The organism is Dyadobacter linearis, assembly GCF_907165045.1.
GTDB lineage: Bacteria > Bacteroidota > Bacteroidia > Cytophagales > Spirosomataceae > Dyadobacter > Dyadobacter linearis.
Genome location: NZ_CAJRAU010000001.1, coordinates 86,897 through 107,779, shown reverse-complemented (window position 1 = coordinate 107,779; position 20,883 = coordinate 86,897). Strand labels below are relative to the sequence as shown.

The following is a 20,883-nucleotide window of genomic DNA, read 5'->3' as shown; positions in this document are numbered from 1 at the left end:
TTCTTTATTATATTGATTCTCAGCTTTTTATATTTTTCTCAGAAAAAATTTAAAAAAGTTTTGGTATCCCGCGCCTGTTCTTGTCTATAGCCATTCGGACGCAAGTACTGATATGGAACAATACAAAAATTTTGGGGTGGATGATTTTGTCTGGGACCCTTTTTTCAGGCAATGGATTTTGACACCCACCAGGGAATCGAATACGGAATGGAACAACTGGCTGGCCGCCAATCCCGACTGTGAAGCGACAGTCGCGCAGGCCAGGCAGCTGGTTCTGGCGCTCCGTGTGAATGAAACCAATCTACCCGAGCGTGAAGTCAGTGACACAATTGCGGCGGCAATGGGCCGCATTGCAAAACCCGCGCAGGAAGAGGAATATACTTTACCCAACCGTTTTTATCAATCCTGGTGGTTCCGCATTGCGGCTTCGGTGATTCTTCTGCTCGCAATAGGCTGGACGATCCGGATTTATCGTACTCCCGCGCCCCAATTGGCTGTGACAGAAGTGGTTCCTGATACCGTCAAACCGATGGAACCGGTGGTAGCGATGCTCGAAAAGGTCAATACGGGCTCTGCGCCGATTACGATCAGGCTTTCTGACAAGAGTAAGATCACACTAAAAAAGGGCAGCAGTCTGCGTTATCCGTCCACCTTTGAAGCGTCACAAAGAGAAGTTTACCTGACCGGTGAGGCGTTTTTTGATATTTCCAAAGATCCTGAAAGACCGTTTATCGTCTATGCCAACGAGTTGGTTACCAAAGTATTAGGAACAAGTTTCCTGATCAAAGCTTACCCGACGAGCCGCGAAGTGACGGTGGAAGTGAAAACCGGCCGCGTTTCAGTATCAACGCGAACCGACCGGCTGAATGCTGCTACACGCCGGGAGACGGAAGGTGTGATCTTGTCGCCGAACCAGAAAGTGATTTTTGAGCGGAATGAGATCAGAATGGTCAAGACGCTGGTAGAGCGGCCCGCGATCATTGTTTCGAAAGCCAATATTCCCCAGTTCCAATTTGAAGATACGCCGGTGAGCGAGGCTTTTGGCGCGATCGCGAAAGCGTACGGAATTGCGATTCTGTTTGACGAAGAACTCCTGAGCGGGTGCCCGATCACCGCGACGCTGGACAACCAGCCGCTGCACGACAAGCTGACGATCATTTGTAAAGCCATTGAAGCTACTTACGAGATCGTTGACGGTCAGATCATTATCAATAGTAAAGGATGCAAAACCGATATTTAGTTTCCATTTATCCAACCTAAAACAAAGCGCGTATACGAGACAGGAAATTTAACTAAATCCCCAAAAAGAAAGAGCCGGCAATGTTCCCGCATCACCGGCTCCGATACTCCCCTGAATGATTTGGCGTCATATCCTCCGCAATGGAGGCAGGGGTCTGTTTTGCCTAATTTCTATCATAACAAAACAATCAAATCTATGAAAAAAACCTTTATGTACCGAAAGGTACTGTTGTGGACGATGAGAATAACAGCTACCCAACTCATTTTTGCCCTGATGTTTATAGGGACCGGCTATGCGCGGGAGGGAAGTGCCCAGTCGCTACTGGGGCAGAAGATATCTGTGAGCGCGACCGGCAGTGAAGTAAAAAAGGTACTAAGCCAGATCGAAAAGCAGGCGGAAGTAAGGTTTGTATTTAGTTCAAAGCTGATCAAATCCGCCCGGAAAGTGTCGATCGATATAAAGCAAAAGCCTTTGTATGAAGTACTTGACAATGTTCTTACGCCGCTGAACCTGCAATACGAGGTTTCAGGTAAAATTATCATTTTAAAACGACTAGGAAATTTTCCCGATGAAAAAGCTCCGGACGGCGCACCAAAAAAGAACGTTTCTGGAAAAGTTTTAGATGAAGCCCAGCGCGGACTTCCGGGCGTAAGTGTGGTTTTAAAAGGCTCGCAAATTGGCGCGACAACGGATTCGGAAGGGTTTTTTCAGTTAAATATCCCAGACAATACGCCTTCGGATGCAATGCTGGTATTCAGCTTTGTGGGTTACACCAGCCAGGAGTTGGCGATCAATGGGCAGGCTGCATTTACCGTGAGCCTGGTACCTGAGGATAAAAGTCTGTCGGAAGTGGTGGTAGTTGGTTACGGAACGCAGAAAAAGGTTAATCTCACAGGCTCAGTGTCCGTGGTAACCTCAGAAGAACTGACCAGGAGGCCGGTTGGGCAGACTTCGGCTGCCTTGCAGGGCGTCGTGCCAGGTCTTACCGTAACCCAGCGTTCGGGACAGCCGGGCCGCGACGGTGCCGGACTGCGGATCAGGGGAGTGGGTACGACCGGAAATTCGGACCCGCTCGTGATTGTGGACGGCGTTGAATCGGCTATCAACAACATTGACCCAAACGAAATTGAGAATATATCTATCCTGAAAGATGCTTCTTCCGCTGCCATTTACGGTTCGCGGGCTGCAAATGGCGTGATCCTGATCACCACCAAGCGCGGCAGTGAAAAAGGAATGAGTGTGAATTATAATATGTACGCTGGCTGGCAAACCCCGACCGACACGCCCGACAAAGTGAACGGGATAGACCATATTAACCTCATCAACGAAGCTTACACAAACACCGGCAGAAGCCCGTTATATACCGAGCAGTATATTCAGGATTACCTCACAAAGGGACCTACCGATCGCGACCAGTTTCCGGATACAGACTGGCAGAAAATGACTTTGAAAAACAGCGGGTTTATGCAAAGTCACTACATCGGGGTCAATGGGGGGAATGACAAGGTGAAGGTACTGGGTTCATTCAGCTACCTGGATCAGGATGGAATTATCCCGAATACGAACTTCAAACGCTATAATTTGCGGATTAATACCGACGCCAAGATCGGGAAGAAGCTGAGTACGTCGATGGACATTTTCCTCCGTCGCACCGACCTTACCGAGCCTTCTTCGGGTGCTGGATACGTATTTCACTGGATGCGCCGCATTCCTGCAAACCAGGCCGGGATCCTTTCTTCGGGTAAATATGGAGAAGGCTGGAACGGAGATCACCCGCTTGCCAGAGCGAAGGACGGAGGGTTGACGCAGGAATCTTCGCTGAGCTCGATCCTTAACTTAAACCTTACTTACAAGCCTACTTCCTGGCTGACTGCCAATCTGATCTACGCGCCGAAGTTCAACCTTCCTTTTAACAAAACATTCAATAATACGGTCCAGACCTACCGCTGGGACGGATCGCCGAGTTATGCGGTACCTGCGAGAAATTCGCTTTCGCAGAGTTCAAGCCGGGAGTGGTACAATAACCTGCGCGCATTGGTCACGTTCGACAAAACATTCGGCGATCACCACCTGACTGTATTAGGCGGTTTTCAGCGCGAAGACCAGCGCAATGCGTGGATCTCAGTTTATCGCGAAGTGTTTTTGTTGCCTGATTATCAGGAGATCAACGCTGGTAACCGGGAAAACGAGCGTACCGGTGGTTCTGCGGAGCACTGGGCTTTGCAATCCTATTTTGGCCGGTTGAATTACAATTACAAAGAGAAATATCTGTTTGAGGCGAATGCGCGTTACGACGGTTCTTCACGGTTTGCGACGGGAAATAAATATGCGGTATTTCCTTCATTCTCTGCGGGTTGGAGAATTATCGAAGAGTCTTTCATGAGTGGTTTGTCAAATGTTGTGACAGACATGAAACTGAGAGCTTCGTGGGGAAAGCTGGGTAACCAGAACATCGGGCTCTATCCTTTCGCCGCATTTATCGGTATTGGCAGCAGTAACTACATTTTTGACGGAAAAAACATTACCGGTGCCTCGCTGAATGAAATGGCAAACCCTGCGATCCGCTGGGAATCGACTACCGCGACGAACTTTGGTCTTGACCTGACTTTATGGTCAAAACTGAATGTGACTGCTGAATATTACATGCGCCGCACCGACGATATTCTGCTCCGGCTGGACATTCCGACGATGATCGGCCTCACTGCGCCTTACCAGAATGCGGGCGTGGTGCGTAACAAAGGCTGGGACGTTTCGCTGGGTTACCGCGACCGGATTGAAGACTTTACCTACAATGTTTCCGTCAACTTTTCCGATGTAAAAAATAAGGTCGTTGATATGCGCGGCGTGCAGCGGAGCGGCCTGCAGGTGAGCAACGAAGGCTACCCGATCGGCTCGTTTTACGGATATGTAGCCGACGGTTTTTTCCAGACCGAAACCGAAGTGAAAGAGCACGCGAAACAGTTTGGCAATGTAGCGCCGGGCGATATCAGATACCGTGATCTGAATGACGATGGTATTATCAATAACCTCGATCAGCAGGTAATCGGCAGCAATATCCCTCGGTACAATTACAGCGCAAACTTCGATTTCGGCTACAAAGGCATCGACCTTTCGGTGTTCCTCCAAGGGGTAGGTAAAGTGGACGGTTACCTGAGCGGCCACGGAATTATGCCGTTTTTTGAGGGAAGTACCATTCAGGAATCGCAGCGCGACAGCTGGCGGCCGGATAATACCGACGCCGAGTTTCCGAGACTTGCTTTTAACGAAACCAACAACATTCAGAACTCTTCTTACTGGCTGAGAAATGCCGCTTATCTGCGGATAAAAAACATTCAGCTCGCCTACACCATTCCGCAATCGCTCCTAAAAAACAAGGTGCAAAAGCTTCGGATCTACGCGAGCGGACAGAATATGTTCACGTTCGACAAGTTCTGGCCGGGATTCGACGTGGAGGCTCCGGTGGGCAATGCAGGCTGGTACCCGCAGATGAAAGTGTATACCGTGGGATTAGATGTAAGGTTTTAGTATTTAAATTTTTGATACGATGAAATTCACAAAATATATACTGCTCATTTTTTGCTGCATTGCCGTCACTTCCTGCGACGATTACCTCGAAAGATTTCCGCTCGACAATCCCTCGGACGAAACTTTCCTACGCACCGAAGCCGAGCTCGACCTGGCCGTGACTGGGGTTTACAATACCCTTTGGTTTGGCGGGGCTGGGGATGTGAACGGGCCGTTTTTCCAGATGCTCGACGCTGCTACGGATATTGGCTGGGAGCGGAATACCAGTTCCCTTCAGAATCTCGGGATGGGGAATGCGAATGCGGATAATGCGATGATTTCCAGCTATTGGAGCGGTTTTTACCGCGGTATCGGTCGCTGCAACTACATTCTTTCCAAAGCCGAGCCGCTCGCCGCGATCGTGCCGGAAGCCAAATACAACCGTTTAATGGCGGAGGTGAGATTTTTGAGGGCGTATTTTTATTCTATCATCAATGAGCTTTACGGCGGCGTGCCTCTGCTGACCAAACCTGTACTGCTCAACGAATCGCAGCTTCCGCGTAATACAAAGGATGAGGTCACCGATTTTATTATCGCCGAGCTCGATGCGATTGCGCCCGCGCTGCTCGCCGAAACCGGTACGGTGAACAAAGGTCGCGCGAACAAGGGTGCTGCGCTTGCATTGAAATCGCGCATTGCGCTTTTCAACAAACGCTATGAAGCAGCGGCACAAGCGGCTTCGGAACTGATGAAATTGGGCACTTATAGCCTGCACGGCGACTTTACCCAGCTGTTTCAGTATGCGGGCCAGGGTTCCAAAGAGATCATTTTTTCGGTTCAATATTTAAAAGGCACGAAAGTGCACAGCTTGCCAAGGTTCTTCTTTTCCCGCATTGCATTGGGGCATTCGAACAAGATCCCGGTGCAGGCGCTGGTCGATTCCTATGCTTGCATTGACGGACTTCCGATTGATAAATCGCCCCTTTTTGATCCCAAAAAACCATTTGCAAACCGCGATCCGCGACTTACCCAAACCGTCGTTCTGCCGCAAACGCGTTTTATTAATTACCTGTTTGAAACACATCCCGATAGTTTGATGACGTTGGATTATTCGACCACTCCGGCACGCCGCGTGCAAAATGTGGAAGCGACGCATGCCTACGCAACCTTCTCGGGCTATTTGTGGCGCAAATACACCGACGTGGCTGATTTTCCGGATATCGACAACAGCGAGCTGGGCGTGATCCTGTTCAGGTATGCCGAAGTTTTGCTCAATTATGCAGAAGCAAAAATCGAGTTGAACCAGCTGGATGCGTCTGTATATGAAGCGATTAACGCTGTGAGGCAGCGTCCGGGCGTAAATATGACGGCGGTCACGGCTGGCAAAACGCAGGCAGAACTGCGATCGATCATCCGCATTGAGCGGAAGTCGGAATTTGCAGGCGAGGGGCTGCGATTGTTTGACATCCGTCGCTGGAATATTGGGGAGGATGTGATGAAAGGCCCGCTGAGAGGCCGGATCCGCAATGCATTTCTGTCGAGCGCGCCTAGGATCGATGAGAATGGAACGCCACATTACGAGAACGTGGCCAATGCATCGCAAATGCGCGTGATCGAAACCCGGTCGTATAGCAACGAACGTGACAATCTGTGGCCGATCCCGAGGCTTGAAAGAGAGGTGAATCCGACTTTAACGCAGAATCCCAACTATTAACCAAAAAGCACAGGCAGCGTGAACCCTGTCTGTGCTTTTGCATTTATTCTCATTTAAATTAAAAGAAATGTCAAAACTCAAACTCCGTAAAACCCTTATTCTGCCACTTGCATTGGCAATGCTCACTGTTTTGCCCGCGCAAAGACCGCCGGTCCGGGAGGCTAAGCAAACCGTTGATATCTGTATTTACGGCGGAACTGCTGCCGGCGTGATCGCTGCTTATACTGCCAAAAAGATGGGTAAGTCGGTGATATTGATCGAACCGACCGCGCATTTAGGGGGAATGACTTCCGGCGGGCTCGGGCAAACGGATATCGGTAACAAGTATGCCATTTCAGGTCTCTCCCTTGATTTTTACCGAAGACTGGGCAAGCATTACGGGAAGTTTGAACAATGGATATTCGAACCCAGCGTGGCTAAAAAGTACTTGCAGCAATACCTCGACGAGGCTGGAATTAAGGTAACGTACCAGCACAGAATTGTTTCGGCAAATAAAAATAAGGGTACTATTCAATCCATCATTCTTGAAAACAGCCTGAAACCCGAAGCCGCAACGAACCTGAACGTCGAAGCGAAAATGTTTATCGACTGTTCTTATGAAGGTGATTTAATGGCAAAAGCTGGCGTTTCCTATGCAGTTGGTCGCGAGGCAAATTCCGAATACAATGAGACAATTAATGGTGTACAGTTAATGGACGGCCACCAGCTTCCAAATGGTATTGATCCTTACAAAACGCCCGGCAAGCCGGAAAGCGGGTTGTTATGGGGTATTTCAAATGAAAAGCTTGCTCCGACAGGCAGCGGCGACAAGAAAGTGCAGGCTTACAATTACCGGATCTGCCTTACTTCTGACCCGGCGAATCAGGTACCTATTACCCGGCCGGCAGGATACGATTCCACGCATTATGAGTTGCTGGTGAGGTTAATGCAAAAGAATCCGACCAAAAAAGCACTGAACGATTACTTTATATGGAGCCCGATGCCGAACAAAAAAACGGACATCAACAACCGCAACGGGTTTTCAACCGATATGATCGGGATGAATTACGACTATCCCAATGGTAGCTACCAGGTGCGGGAACGCATTGTCAAAGACCATGAAACCTACACAAAAGGCCTTCTCTACTTCGTGGGCCACGATCCGCGCGTGCCCGAAGAGCTGCGCAAGTCAATGTTGAAATGGGGTTATCCCAAAGATGAATACACAGAAAACGGCAACTGGTCGCCGCAGCTTTACATTCGGGAAGCACGGAGAATGGTCGGCAGCTATGTAATGACGCAGGCGAATTGCGAAGGAAAGGAAAAAGTGAACGATGGGGTAGGAATGGCCGCTTACACGATGGATTCGCACAATATCCAGCGCCTGGTTGTGGATGGGAATACGAAAAACGAGGGTAATGTAGAAGTGGGCGGCTTTGGTCCGTACCCGGTTTCTTACCGTGCTATTATCCCGAAGGAAAGTGAATGCAAGAATCTGCTCGTGCCAGTCTGTCTGTCGGCGACGCATATTGCCTATGGATCTATCCGGATGGAGCCGGTATTTATGGTATTGGCGCAATCATCCGCAGTTGCAGCGGCAATGGCGATCGACGCGAAGGTGAGCGTGCAACAAGTGGACGCGCAAAAGCTGATTAAAAAACTGGCCGCAGATCCGCTGGCAAATGGTTCGGTGCAGCAGGTATTGGTGGATAATGAAAATGAAAATGCCGTGAAAGTAATGGGCGAATGGAAGAGCGGAAAACGAGGCAGTTACGGTCCTTCATTGCTATCCTCCAACCCACAGAACAAGGCGCTGCAAACCGTAAGATTTACGCCCGACGTGCCCAAAAGCGGTAAATACGCGGCCTATTACTACTTTCCTAAGTTAGCCGGCCTGTCGTCGCATTACCCGATCATCGTTTCTGACGGCAAGAAGAGCAAGGATGTTACCCTTAAAACTGCTGATATTGAAGTGGTTGGGCAAACTTCCGGTGAGTGGGTTTCCCTGGGTACTTTCGATCTGCCTGCGGGGAAATCGGCATTTGTGGAAGTCTCAAATAAAGATGCAGACGGGCTGGTTTTGGCAGATGCCATTTTACTTGTTCCTGTTTCAAAATAGTTTTTTCTTTTATCCTCAATACCAATGAAACAATTCTTTTCGCTTCTGCTGGTCGGGTTTTTGGTCAGCTACCAGTCAAATGCTCAGAAATCGGCCACTTACTCTGCTGATGTGATCGTATACGGAGGCACTTCCGGCGCGGTGACGGCGGCTGTGCAGGTTGTGAAACAAGGTAAAACGGTACTCGTCGTCTCACCGGATAAGCACCTGGGCGGACTTAGTTCGGGAGGATTGGGCTTTACAGATACCGGCAACAAGTCGGTGATCGGCGGCCTCGCGCGTGAATTTTACCACCGCCTGTATATGCATTACGAAAAGCCCGAAGCGTGGGAATGGCAGAAGAAAGAAGAATATGGCAATAAAGGTCAGGGTACCCCCGCCATGGACGGCGCCGACCGGACGATGTGGATCTTCGAACCCAAAGTGGCAGAGAAGGTTTTTGAGGATTTTGTGAAAGAAAACAATGTGAAAATATACCGCGACGAGTGGCTCGACCGTAAGAAAGGCTTGGTTAAAAAAGATGGTAAAATTGTATCTATCAAAACGCTGAGCGGAAAGACGTTTACAGGTAAAATGTTCATTGACGCTACCTATGAGGGCGATTTAATGGCAGCCGCGGGTGTCAAATATCACGTGGGAAGGGAAGCTAACAGTGTTTATAATGAAGAATGGAACGGTATTCAGGCGGGCGTTTTTCAGCACGGACATTATTTCAAAAAGAATATCAGTCCGTACAAGATCGAAGGTGATCCGAAGAGTGGCCTGCTGCCTTATGTATCAGCAGAAAAAATTGGCAAAAACGGAGAAGGCGACAACAAAATCCAGGCTTACTGCTTCCGGATGTGCCTTTCAATGAACCCCGACAACCGCATTCCCTTTGCGAAGCCGGCGGGTTATGATCCTGCTAAATACGAACTGCTGGCCCGCGTGTACAAAGCCGGCTGGACGGAAACTTTTGACAAATACGACCCTATTCCTAACAAAAAAACGGATACCAACAACCACGGGCCGTTCAGCACCGATTTTATCGGGCAAAATTACGACTACCCGGAGGCAACTTACGAGCGCAGAAAGGAAATCATCAAAGCGCACGAAATGTATCAAAAAGGTTTGATGTACTATCTCAGCAATGATTCGAATGTGCCCCAGGATGTGCGCACAGAAATGGCGAAATGGGGATTGCCGAAAGATGAATTCAAGGACAATGGCGGCTGGCCGCATCAGCTTTATATCCGCGAGGCGCGCCGCATGATCGGGAAGGAAGTGATGACGGAAAATGAAACTTTGGGTAAAAAAGCTGTGAATGAATCCGTAGGAATGGGCTCCTATTCGCTGGATTCGCATAATGCGCAACGGTACGTGACGGAAGACGGGTTTGTTCAGAATGAGGGGGATATTGGTGTGCATCCTAAAACGCCTTACGCGATTTCTTATGGTTCGCTGGTTCCGAAGAAGGAGGAATGCCAGAATCTGCTGGTACCTGTGTGCGTTTCCAGCTCGCATATTGCTTACGGATCCATTCGAATGGAGCCGGTATTTATGATTTTGGGCCAGAGCGCGGCTTCTGCAGCGATATTGGCGATCGACAAGAATATCGCCGTGCAAGATGTAAGTTACGCTGATCTGCGCGGACAGCTTTTGAAGGACAAGCAAAGACTCGAATACGTGGCGCCAGCCAAAAATTAAGCATTCAGTCAGGTCCGCCGTAGTGCCGGCGGACCTGATTTTTAAGGGACAGGATCGAAAATATTAGCTAATATAGCGGCACCAAATTCCTAAGGCCCGTTTTCGATCAATATGAAGATTCAGAAGTACCTTGTTGCCTTCGTTCTCGCTACAATTTTCACCAGTTCCTCTTTCAGTCAGGTCAGCCTGGCGACCTCCGTTTCTGCGACGGCCGGCAAGGAACTCTTCACTACCTACTGCGCTTCCTGCCATGCTTTGGAGGCCGAAGAAATGGGGCCGCGCCTAGGCGGCGTTACCCGCATTTTCTCGAATACAGAACTGATCAGTTTTATTAAAAACCCGAATGCGGTCATTGAAAAGGGCGACAAGCGCGCGGTAGCACTTGCGCGACGCTTCAAAATGGTGATGCCGCCTTTTGATTTCCTGAAAGACGAGGAGATCAAATCCATTATCTCTTACCTCGATGCCGAGACCAAATCGCTCGACCTGAAACCGCTCGTCGTGGACACGATCGGCACAGGCGCGAAACCTGCCAGGCTTGCTGCGCCCATTACGAAATCGGGCTTGAAGATTGAGCTGGAAGATTTTGTCACGATTCCTTTTTCAAGCAAAAAAATGCCGCGGACACGCATTGCATTTACCCGGCCGGGACCAGCGGGCGACAGCTCCCTCTTTGTAAGCGACCAGCGTGGGCTTATTTATAAAGTTCAAAACAGGCAGGTTGAAACCTTTCTCGATATTCGTGATCTCGTCGCCGATTTTATCAACGAACCCGGCTTGGGTACAGGTCTGGGCAGCTTTGCATTTCATCCCGATTACCAGCGCAACGGTTTGATTTACATTACACATACCGAAGCTTATAAGGGTAAGTCTGCTGATTACGAATTACACGACAGCATCAAAGTCGCCATGCAATGGGTGGTTTCGGAATGGAAAATGAAGGATGTGAAAAGTCCTGTTTTTGAGGGTTTCCGGCGAGAGTTGCTGCGGGTAAATGTACCGGGAGCAGTGCATGGCGTTCAGGAAATCGCATTTCAACCTGGAATAAGTAAGAAAAACAAAGATTACGGGCTACTGTACATCGGGATTGGCGACGGCTCTTCCACGATCAGCGGCTATCCCGAGCTTTGTCACACCTTGAAATCGCCCCTCGGTACCATTCTCCGCATTGATCCACTTGGGAAAAACAGCCGTAACGGAAATTATGGTATCCCCAAAGACAATCCGTTTTCAGCCAGAAAGGACAAGGATATTTATAAAGAAATTTACGCTTACGGTTTCCGGAATCCGCACAGAATGACGTGGTATGAAGGAAAACTGTTCAGCTCGGAAGTAAGCGAATCAAATTTCGAAGAGATTAATCTGGTTGTAAAAGGGGGAGATTACGGGTGGAACGTCCGGGAAGGCAACTACGGTATTTCAAGCAAAGACCTCAAAAATGTGTTCAAGATTACCGGCGCGGATTCACTGCAATTTATACTCCCTTTTGCATTGTACGACCATTACGATGGTACGGCGATCAGCGGCGGGCATGTGTATGAAGGGGATATTGCTGCGCTAAAAAACAAATACGTTTTCGGGGATATTGCCACGGGAAAGCTCTTCTATATCAATATGGATAAAAAACTGAGCGACCCGACGATTCACGAACTGGTGATTTCAGAAAATGGAAAAGACAGTAATCTGGTTGAGCTGACCGGGTCGAAAAGGGTGGATGTCCGGATCGAATATGACCTGGTAACGAAGGAAATGTATGTGATGACGAAACCCTACGGAAAGATCCGCCGCATTAAAAATGCATTTATAGAGGCAGTTAAGTGATTGACTGTCTTTTAATTACTTTAAAATAATTTATTGAAATGAAAATCAGGAGCTACGAGTTATTCCAGGTGCCGCCGAGGTGGCTATTCCTTAAAATCGAAACCGACGAAGGTATTATAGGCTGGGGCGAGCCGGTGATCGAAGGCAAGGCTGCGACGGTGAAAGCGGCCGTGATCGAATTAATGGACACGCTGATCGGCAAGGATCCGATGGATATTGAAGGCCACTGGAATACGATGTACCGGGGCGGATTTTACCGTGGCGGCCCGATCCTGATGAGCGCGATCGCTGGTATCGACCAGGCGCTCTGGGATATTAAGGGTAAATTTTACAATGCGCCTGTATATGAGCTGCTTGGCGGTAAATGCCGTGACAAGATCAAGGTATATTCCTGGATCGGCGGCGACCGCCCGGCTGACGTGGCGAATGCGGCCAAGCTGGCGCTCGACAGCGGTTTTCGTGCGATCAAAATGAATGCGACGGACGAAATGCAGTACGTCGATTCCTACGAAAAGATTGATCTGGTTCTCCTGCGCGTTGCCTCGATAAGGGAGGCGGTAGGTTATGGGCTCGATATCGGCGTCGATTTTCACGGCAGGCTGCATAAGCCGATGGCGAAAGTGCTGGCGAAGGAGCTGGAACAATTCCGTCCGATGTTTATCGAGGAACCCGTTTTACCCGAAAACAACGAGGCGCTGCGCGAAATTGCGAACCATACCTGCATTCCCATCGCGACAGGTGAGCGGATGTTCAGCCGCTGGGATTTCAAAAATCTGCTGACGCAGGGTTATGCGGATATTATCCAGCCCGATTTGTCGCACGCGGGCGGAATTACTGAATGCAAGAAGATCCTTTCTATGGCCGAGGCTTTTGACGTGGCTGCCGCGCCGCATTGTCCGCTCGGCCCTATCGCACTGGCCGCCTGTTTGCAGGTGGATGCTACCTGTCACAATGCATTTATCCAGGAGCAAAGTCTGGGTATTCACTACAACCAGGGGAGTGATCTGATGGACTACCTGACGGACAAATCGGTGTTTTCTTATGAAGCCGGTTTTGTCAAAATTCCTTCGGGGCCGGGACTCGGCATTGAGGTGGATGAAGACCAGGTACGCAAAATGGCCCAGGTAGGTCATAACTGGAAAAACCCGCTTTGGAAACACGAAGACGGCAGCGCCGCGGAATGGTGATCCGCTAGGTTTTATTATACTTTTTCAGCTCCCGCAGTCCGAGATTTTAGTTGGGGCTGCGGGAGTTTTTGCTTGTGCTCAAATTTGACGGTAAGCCTCTCTTTCGCCCATATTCTTCCAATTTCTCTATTTTTTATCCAGATAATTAAAAAATTAATGCGTTTTCAGGCGCTGTTAATTTTTTATTAACGATTTCTTAATAGTGCCCGCCTTTATTTGGACCCATGGTTCGGCCAACCAAAGTACAGATCAGAAACCACGTGCTCACCTATGGATCAGGCAATAATGAAACTGGATTTAAACGGATAATATGGAAAATCAACTTTTATTAAAACGGGAAGTTTTAAAGAATTTCCAAAAATTACTCAGGTACGCAGGTATTTGCTGCTGTCTGATTTTAACGATGAATAGTCGCTCGCTGGCGCAAAATGCAAGTGGCGAGGTGACGATTTCAGGGGAGGTGAGGGATGAAAAGAACCTGAGCATCCCAGGTGCGAGCATCGTTTTGCAAGGCACTGCGAAAGGTACCACAAGCGACGCGGACGGTAAATTTTCGCTGTCTGTCCCTCGTTCGGGATCGGTATTGATCGTGAGCTTTCTGGGTTACCGGCGCCAGGAGATTACGGTGGGCAGCCAAACCGTTTTCGATATTAAAATGGAGCTCAGTACCGACGAACTGAACGAGGTAGTAGTGGTGGGTTATGGTACCCAGCGAAAGCAAACTTTGACCGGCGCGATTTCGAATATTGTCACCGAGCAGATCAAAACTACAACCCACACCAGCCTTGCGCAGAGCTTGCAGGGAAAGATCGCCGGTGTCCAGATCCGCCAGAATTCGGGTGAACCAGGCTCTTTCAGTACCAATATCAATATCCGCGGTTTCGGTGAACCTCTGTATGTGGTAGACGGCGTGGCGCGTGACGGCGGGTATGAATTTCAAAAGATCAATCCGGACGATATTGAGAGCATTTCGGTACTGAAAGATGCGTCGGCTGCTATTTTCGGTATTCGCGCAGGAAACGGGGTTGTGATCGTGACTACGAAAAAAGGGAAGAAAGGAAAGCCACAGTTTAGTTACAATGCAGTTTACGGAAGACAAAGTCCGACGGATGTTCCGACCATGACGAATGCATTGCAATGGGCTGAAATGCGGAATGATGCGGCGAAAAACCTGGGCGAAAATCCGGTGTATTCGCCCGAAGAGATCGAGAAGTTCAGGGCTGGCGCGCCGGGTTATGAAAGTACTGACTGGTACAAGCAAGTACTCAACAAATCATCGGCGCAGCAGCAGCATTTTATTTCAGCTTCGGGCGGTGAAGGTGCGGCGACCTATTTCGCGAGTTTTGGTTACCAGAACGAAGGCGGCCTGCTGAAAAGCAAGGATATGGGGTATCAGAAATACACTTTCCGGACCAATATCGGTATTGATCTGACCAAAAACCTGAAAACCGATATTATCCTGTCAGGGTTGTTTGATAAGCGGGACCAGCCGGGAGATAACTTTTTCAACATTTACAAAGGTACCCGCATTGCACTTGCTACCGAGCGGCCTTTTGCAAACGATAATCCGAGATATCCGGCACTATTGAGCGGCGGCTATAATCCGGTAGCGCTTGCAAACGGCGACCTGACCGGGTACAGCGAAGATGTGAACAAATTTTTTCAATCCACTTTCGCATTGACCTATACAGTTCCATTCGTGCCAGGTTTGCGGGTGAAAGGGTTGGTCGCTTATGATAGCAATAACTACCGCAACAAGTCGGTTTCGAAGAGCTATAACCTGTATACTTACGATGCTACGCTGGATAAATACACGGCACATCAGCAGCGGAACCCTTCGCGTATCGGCAATAATTTTTCCGATAATAACCGCGTCACTTTCCAGGGGCAGCTATTTTACAATACGGTAATTGCCAAAAACCATAACCTCGGCGCGACGCTTGTTTACGAACAGCAGGAATCCAAAAACCGCTGGGCGGGGCTGGGACGCGAATATGCATTTTACACGAATGATCAGATCGATCAGGCGGGGTTGAATAATCAGACTACAAATGGTTCTGAAAGTGAATATGCGAGCCAGTCTTTGGTGGGGCGTTTGAATTACGATTTCAAGGAAAAATATCTGCTGGAAGTTGCGGCGCGCTACGATGGTTCTTACCGCTATCACCCAGATCGTCGCTGGGGACTTTTCCCGGTGGTTTCGGCTGGCTGGCGGATTTCCGAGGAGGAATTCATGAAACGCATTCCGTTGATCTCGATGCTGAAACTGAGAGGATCTTACGGATTGGTGGGAGCAGATGCAGGCGCGCCGTTCCAATATGTGCCCGGCTTCTCGCTCACCGGCGGCGGCGGTTATGAATTTAACAATGGAAATTATACTACGGGAGCCGCTTCTCCGGCGATCGTAAACGAAAAACTGACTTGGTTTAAATCCAATATCCAGGATATCGGGATCGATGTGGGCCTTTTTGACAACAAGGTAGACTTCACTTTTGACATTTACCAAAGAGACAGAAAAGGCTTGCTGGCGCGGAGAAACGTGTCTTTACCCAATACTTTCGGCGGAACTTTACCCGAAGAAAACCTGAATAGCGACCGAGTTCGCGGGATCGAGCTTTCGGCAGGTTACAGCGGCCAGATCCGCGATTTCAAATATGGTATTTCAGGGAATTTCAACTACGCCCGGACGATGAACCGGTACGTGGAGCGTGGCGACTTTCTGAGCAGTATGGACAAATGGCGCGGCGGGGCAGCCAACCGCTGGAACGACGTGGTGTGGGCTTACCAGCTCGAAGGTCAGTTTCAGAATGCGGATGAAGTGATTTACGCGCCGATCCAAAACGGCGACCTGGGCAATACACGCGAGCTTCCGGGAGATTTCCGGTATAAGGATGTGGACGGAAACGGCGTGATCGACGGCAACGACGCAATGCCGCTCTTTTTCGGCGGCGACCCGAAAATGTACTACGGCGTGACCTTGAATGCGGAATGGAAAGGCTTTGATTTCACGGCATTGTTCCAGGGTTCGGGTAAATACAGCGTGCGGTTCCGGGAGGTTTATGCAGAGGTTTTTGCCTTCCGCGGCAATACACCGGAGTATTTCTACGACCGCTGGCATTTATCGGAAGATAACCAATGGATTCCGGGCACGTGGCCTGCTTCGCGTTTTAATTACAATGTGGGCGCCATGTATGCGGAGAGCTCGGCCTGGCGGAAAGATGCTTCTTACCTGCGTTTCAAAAGTGCGCAGCTGGGCTACACCTTCAATATCCCCTGGCTGAAAAAGATTGGTATTCAGGATGTTCGCGTGTATGGAAATGCGCACAATATCTTCACCTGGGCCGATCCGTTCGTGAAGCCTTTTGACCCTGAAAAAATCGAGGGACTGTTTGGCGCGGGGCTCACTTACCCGGTGACGAGGAGCTACAACTTTGGTATTAACGTTAAATTTTAACAGCTGTAACAATGAAAATGATTAAAAATACAGCGTTACTGCTCGTTTTCCTTTTCGCATTAGGTTGCGGAAATGTGCTCGACAAGCAGCCGCTCGACAAGTTGCAGGGCGAAAACCTGTTCTCGAATCCCGAGGGTGTCAAATTATATATGGCGAACCTTTACTACCAGCTGCCGATCGAAGATTTTACGTTTTTCAGGCAGGGTTTCAACTGGAATACGGGCGACCCCAACAATGGCGGTTTTGCGCCGGCGATGGTTACCGACGAGGCGGTTCATACCGAGTTTGGTGATTTTATCGGGAATGACGATTTCCAGTGGTGGGACCAGGGTTACAAGCTGATCCGGGACACGAATATCCTGATCGATATTATCCCCACGCTGGATGTGACTGACGATGAAAGAAAGGCGCTGATCGGCGAAAGTTCATTCATCCGCGCTTACACCTATTTTGCTTTGGTAAAAAGATATGGCGGTGTTCCCCTGATCACTTCTGTTCAGAAATATGACGGAGATGTAGAGGCTTTGAAAGTGCCGAGAAGTACCGAGAAGGAGACGTGGGATTTTGTACTAAAAGAATGTGATCTGGCTATCGCTAACCTGGCGGAATCGTGGCCGGGCGGCGAAAGACGTGCGACAAAATGGGTAGCTTATGCATTAAAATCGCGCGCTGCGCTGCATGCGGCCTCTTTGGCAAAGTATGGGGATCGCTCGCCGATATCCGGTACTGCTGTTGATCAGAAGCTGGTAGGTTTGGATAAATCCGCTGCTGCCGAATACTACAAGGCTGCCGCCGATGCTTCGGAGGCGATTATGAGTTCGGGGAAATTTGCATTGTTTCGGGCAAATCCGGCCAATCCGGAAGAAGCAGCGAACAACTATCGGCTGCTTTTTGAAGATCCTAACAATGCGCCCGAAGAAGTAATTTTTATCAAAGGTTATGCAAGGCCAGGCTCAGGAACGGGTCACAACTACGGGATCTGGTTTCAGCCCAACCAGACTGCAAACGGCTGGCCGCACCCGGGCCGCATGAACCCGACGCTGGAACTGATGGACGCTTACGAAAGCTACGACAAGCCCGGAGCCAGCGCGCCGATCGTCACGACGGAAGCCGGAAATGATATGAACGATTACAACGGATTCAATGCGTCGAAACAATACAAGCGGTACGAGGGGCCGAATGATATATTTAAAGGCAAAGACGCACGGATGTGGGCGACAATGATATTGCCGGGTACCAACTGGAAAGGACAGAAAATTGTCATTCAAGCCGGTTTTATCAGACCCGACGGCAATGCCCAGATCATGGGCGGCGAGCCTTTTACTGTCAACGGGAAAACCTATTATACGTACGGAGCAGCTGACCGGACGCAATACTCGGGTTTCGATACGTGGGGCGGGAACAATACCCGTACGGGAGTGAGCTTCAAGAAATTTTTGAATGAAGGCGTGAATGTAGCGCCGGGCTGGAACCAGTCGATCACCGACTTCGCTGATTTCCGTTACGCCGAAATCCTGCTGAACTATGCCGAAGCGATCGTGGAAAGCGGTACGGGTGATAAAGTGAAGGGAGCAAAAGCGCTCAACGATATCCGCCACCGGGCCGGACATAAAACCGACATTCCACTTACGATCGACAATGTGATCCGGGAAAGAAGGGTAGAGCTGGCTTTCGAGAACAAACGTTTCTGGGACCTGATCAGAAGGCGCGAGTACCACACTACTTTCAACAACACGATGCGGCACTCGATCCTGCCCGTGCTGGACCTGCGCGTAACACCCGCCAAATACATTTTCATCCGCACCAACGTAGCCCGAAGCAACCCTTCCACCTTCGACTACAAGCAATACTACCGGTATATTCCGGGAATAGGAGCGAATGGTTTGATACAGAATCCGCAGTATTGAAATTAGGGAGGAAGGGAGGAAGGGAGGAAGGGAGGATGGAGGAAAGGGGGGAAGGAGAAGAACTTTATGATTTAGTGTATTAAGATAATACAACGTTTTAACGCATTACTATGTTTATATCTCCCCTTTTCTTCTTCCTTCCTCCGTTCCTCCATCCTCCCTTTCCTCCTTCCTCCGTTCCTCCTTCCTCCATTCCTCCATCCTCCCTTTCCTCCCTTTCTTCCCAACCTTAAAAACAACCAACATATGAAAACACTAAAACTACATCTCTTCTTCCTGCTCCTCCTTCTTACCGGATGCAGCATTGATAATTATCCGGCGCCGGATGCGCAGTTGTTTGGGACGATTCTGGATGCGGAGACCAATGAGCCGGTCGAGCAGGATATTATCCGGGGCAGCGCGATCGAGTATATTGAGCATGGTTATGAGTCGCAGACGAAGCAGCTGATGATTTTCAAAAATGACGGTTCTTACCGGAACAATCTGGTATTCTCCAATACGTACAGCATTGCGCCGGTGCGGGGGAATTTTGTGCCGGTTACCCCGCAGGATGTGCAGGTCAATGGTGCCACCCAGCTGGATTTCAAGGTGCAGCCTTACATTCGGGTGAAAGATGTAAAGATCGAAAAAGTGGGGACAAAAGTGGTCGCCAGCTTCAAATTGCAGCAAACTGTTATCAATAATGTCCGCAAGATCGGCTTGTATGCGCACCCCGAACCGACCGTGGGCGAACCGATGCGGACTGCGCTGGCCGAGCAGGAAATCAACGCTGCGAGCGACCCGAACAAAACGTATCAGATCGAACTGGATCAGGCTGCGAACAGCAATGTGCTGAAAACCGGAAGCCAGTATTTCTTCCGCGTCGGGGCGATCATTGACGCGCCGGAATCGAAATTTAACTACGCGAAGGCGGTAAGGCTGGCTTTATAAAACATAAATCATGAAAATACTAAACTTCCTTTTACTCTTACCTTTTCTTTCTTTAAGCTGCAAGGCGGCTGATGATAATGCAAAACCTGTTGATCCTAAACCAGTTGAAGAAGTAAAATACGATACTACCGGCGTGCTGTTTAAAAGTTACAAAGGACTCGTGATGGCCGGGTACCAGGGCTGGTTCACGGCCGAGGGCGACGGGGCTGGCCGGGGCTGGCATCATTACCAGAAAGGGGGCAAGTTCGAGCCGGGCTCATCTTCCATCGACTTCTGGCCCGACGTGACCGACTATCCCAAAACCTATAACACCGCATTCAAATACGCGAATGGCGAGACTGCAAAAGTGTACAGTCCCTACGACGAGGAGAGCGTGGATCTGCATTTCAAATGGATGAAAGAGCATGATATCGACGGCGTTTATATGCAGCGGTTTGTGAGCGAGGTGAAGGGCGAGAGTGGCAAAAAGCATTTTAACAAAGTGCTCGCAAACGCATTAAAAGCTTCTAAAAAATACGGACGCGCGATCAGTATCATGTACGATCTCAGCGGTTCGGTGTCGGCGGATATGGATTTTATAGTTAAAGATTGGGAGGAACTGCAAAAGCTGTTTGCCCTTTTTGACAACAAACAAAACCCGACCTACCTGCGCCACAACGGTCGCCCGCTGGTGGCAATATGGGGTGTAGGGTTCAACGATGGCCGCAAATACACGGTTTCTGATATTCAAAAACTCGTTGAAAAGATCAAAGGTCCGACCAAAAAAGCCTCTATCCTGCTTGGGGTACCTTACTACTGGCGCACGTTCGGAAACGATACGGAGAACTCGCCACTGCTGCATACCGTGATCAAAAATGTGGATGTGGTGATGCCCTGGGCGGTGGGCAGGTATAATTCGTCTTCCTATACCTCCGTAGCAGGCACGCATTTGCCGGGCGATATTGCCTGGTGCAAAACGAACAATATCGATTACGCGCCGCTGGTATTTCCTGGTTTCAGTTGGGGAAATCTTAAAAATGATAAATCACTTTACAACCAGATCCCACGCGGAAAAGGCGAGTTCCTCTGGAAGCAGATCGCCGGGGCAAAAATGTCGGGCGCGGAGGCGCTGTATGTAGCGATGTTCGACGAAGTGGACGAGGGTACCGCCATTTTTAAAACCAAAAAAGAGGGCGAAACACCGCTGAACGGGGACGGTAAATTTGTCGGCATTGAAGCAGACTTACCTGCCGATTACTACCTCTGGCTCACCGGCCAGGGTGCCAAATGGTTCCATGGGGCCACAGGCTACGGCGCGCAAAAGCCCGATCGCGCGCAATAGTATCCGTGGGTTAACTTCTGA

General features: G+C 49.6%; 11 protein-coding genes. All 11 read left to right on the top strand.

Annotated elements, in window-relative coordinates:
* Positions 1–112 precede the first annotated feature (112 nt).
* Entirely contained in the window at positions 113–1,240 is a 1,128-nt protein-coding gene (locus KOD92_RS00405) for a FecR family protein (protein ID WP_215231549.1), read from the top strand.
* A gap of 195 nt (positions 1,241–1,435) precedes the next feature.
* On the top strand, positions 1,436–4,765 hold the full coding sequence (locus KOD92_RS00400; RefSeq protein WP_215231548.1) for a TonB-dependent receptor: 3,330 nt from the start codon (positions 1,436–1,438) through the stop codon (positions 4,763–4,765).
* Positions 4,766–4,784: 19 nt separating this feature from the next.
* Positions 4,785–6,458, top strand: coding sequence for a RagB/SusD family nutrient uptake outer membrane protein (locus tag KOD92_RS00395; RefSeq protein WP_215231547.1), 1,674 nt, complete (start codon positions 4,785–4,787; stop codon positions 6,456–6,458).
* 67 nt (positions 6,459–6,525) lie between these two features.
* Positions 6,526–8,556: an FAD-dependent oxidoreductase gene (locus KOD92_RS00390; protein WP_215231546.1), complete on the top strand. Its 2,031-nt coding sequence runs from the start codon at positions 6,526–6,528 to the stop codon at positions 8,554–8,556.
* Between the two features lie 24 nt (positions 8,557–8,580).
* Positions 8,581–10,242, top strand: a complete 1,662-nt coding sequence (locus tag KOD92_RS00385; protein ID WP_215231545.1) for an FAD-dependent oxidoreductase — start codon at positions 8,581–8,583, stop codon at positions 10,240–10,242.
* Positions 10,243–10,353: 111 nt separating this feature from the next.
* Positions 10,354–12,063, top strand: coding sequence for a PQQ-dependent sugar dehydrogenase (locus KOD92_RS00380; RefSeq protein WP_215231544.1), 1,710 nt, complete (start codon positions 10,354–10,356; stop codon positions 12,061–12,063).
* Between the two features lie 38 nt (positions 12,064–12,101).
* On the top strand, positions 12,102–13,250 hold the full coding sequence (gene dgoD, locus KOD92_RS00375) for a galactonate dehydratase (protein ID WP_215231543.1): 1,149 nt from the start codon (positions 12,102–12,104) through the stop codon (positions 13,248–13,250).
* Positions 13,251–13,560: 310 nt separating this feature from the next.
* Positions 13,561–16,704, top strand: coding sequence for a SusC/RagA family TonB-linked outer membrane protein (locus KOD92_RS00370; protein WP_215231542.1), 3,144 nt, complete (start codon positions 13,561–13,563; stop codon positions 16,702–16,704).
* 11 nt (positions 16,705–16,715) lie between these two features.
* A complete protein-coding gene (locus KOD92_RS00365; protein ID WP_215231541.1) occupies positions 16,716–18,611 on the top strand; it encodes a RagB/SusD family nutrient uptake outer membrane protein in 1,896 nt (631 codons plus the stop codon).
* A 246-nt stretch (positions 18,612–18,857) separates the two neighbouring features.
* Positions 18,858–19,541: a DUF3823 domain-containing protein gene (locus KOD92_RS00360; RefSeq protein WP_215231540.1), complete on the top strand. Its 684-nt coding sequence runs from the start codon at positions 18,858–18,860 to the stop codon at positions 19,539–19,541.
* A gap of 10 nt (positions 19,542–19,551) precedes the next feature.
* Positions 19,552–20,862, top strand: a complete 1,311-nt coding sequence (locus KOD92_RS00355; protein ID WP_215231539.1) for a glycoside hydrolase family 71/99-like protein — start codon at positions 19,552–19,554, stop codon at positions 20,860–20,862.
* The last annotated feature ends 21 nt before the right edge of the window (positions 20,863–20,883 follow it).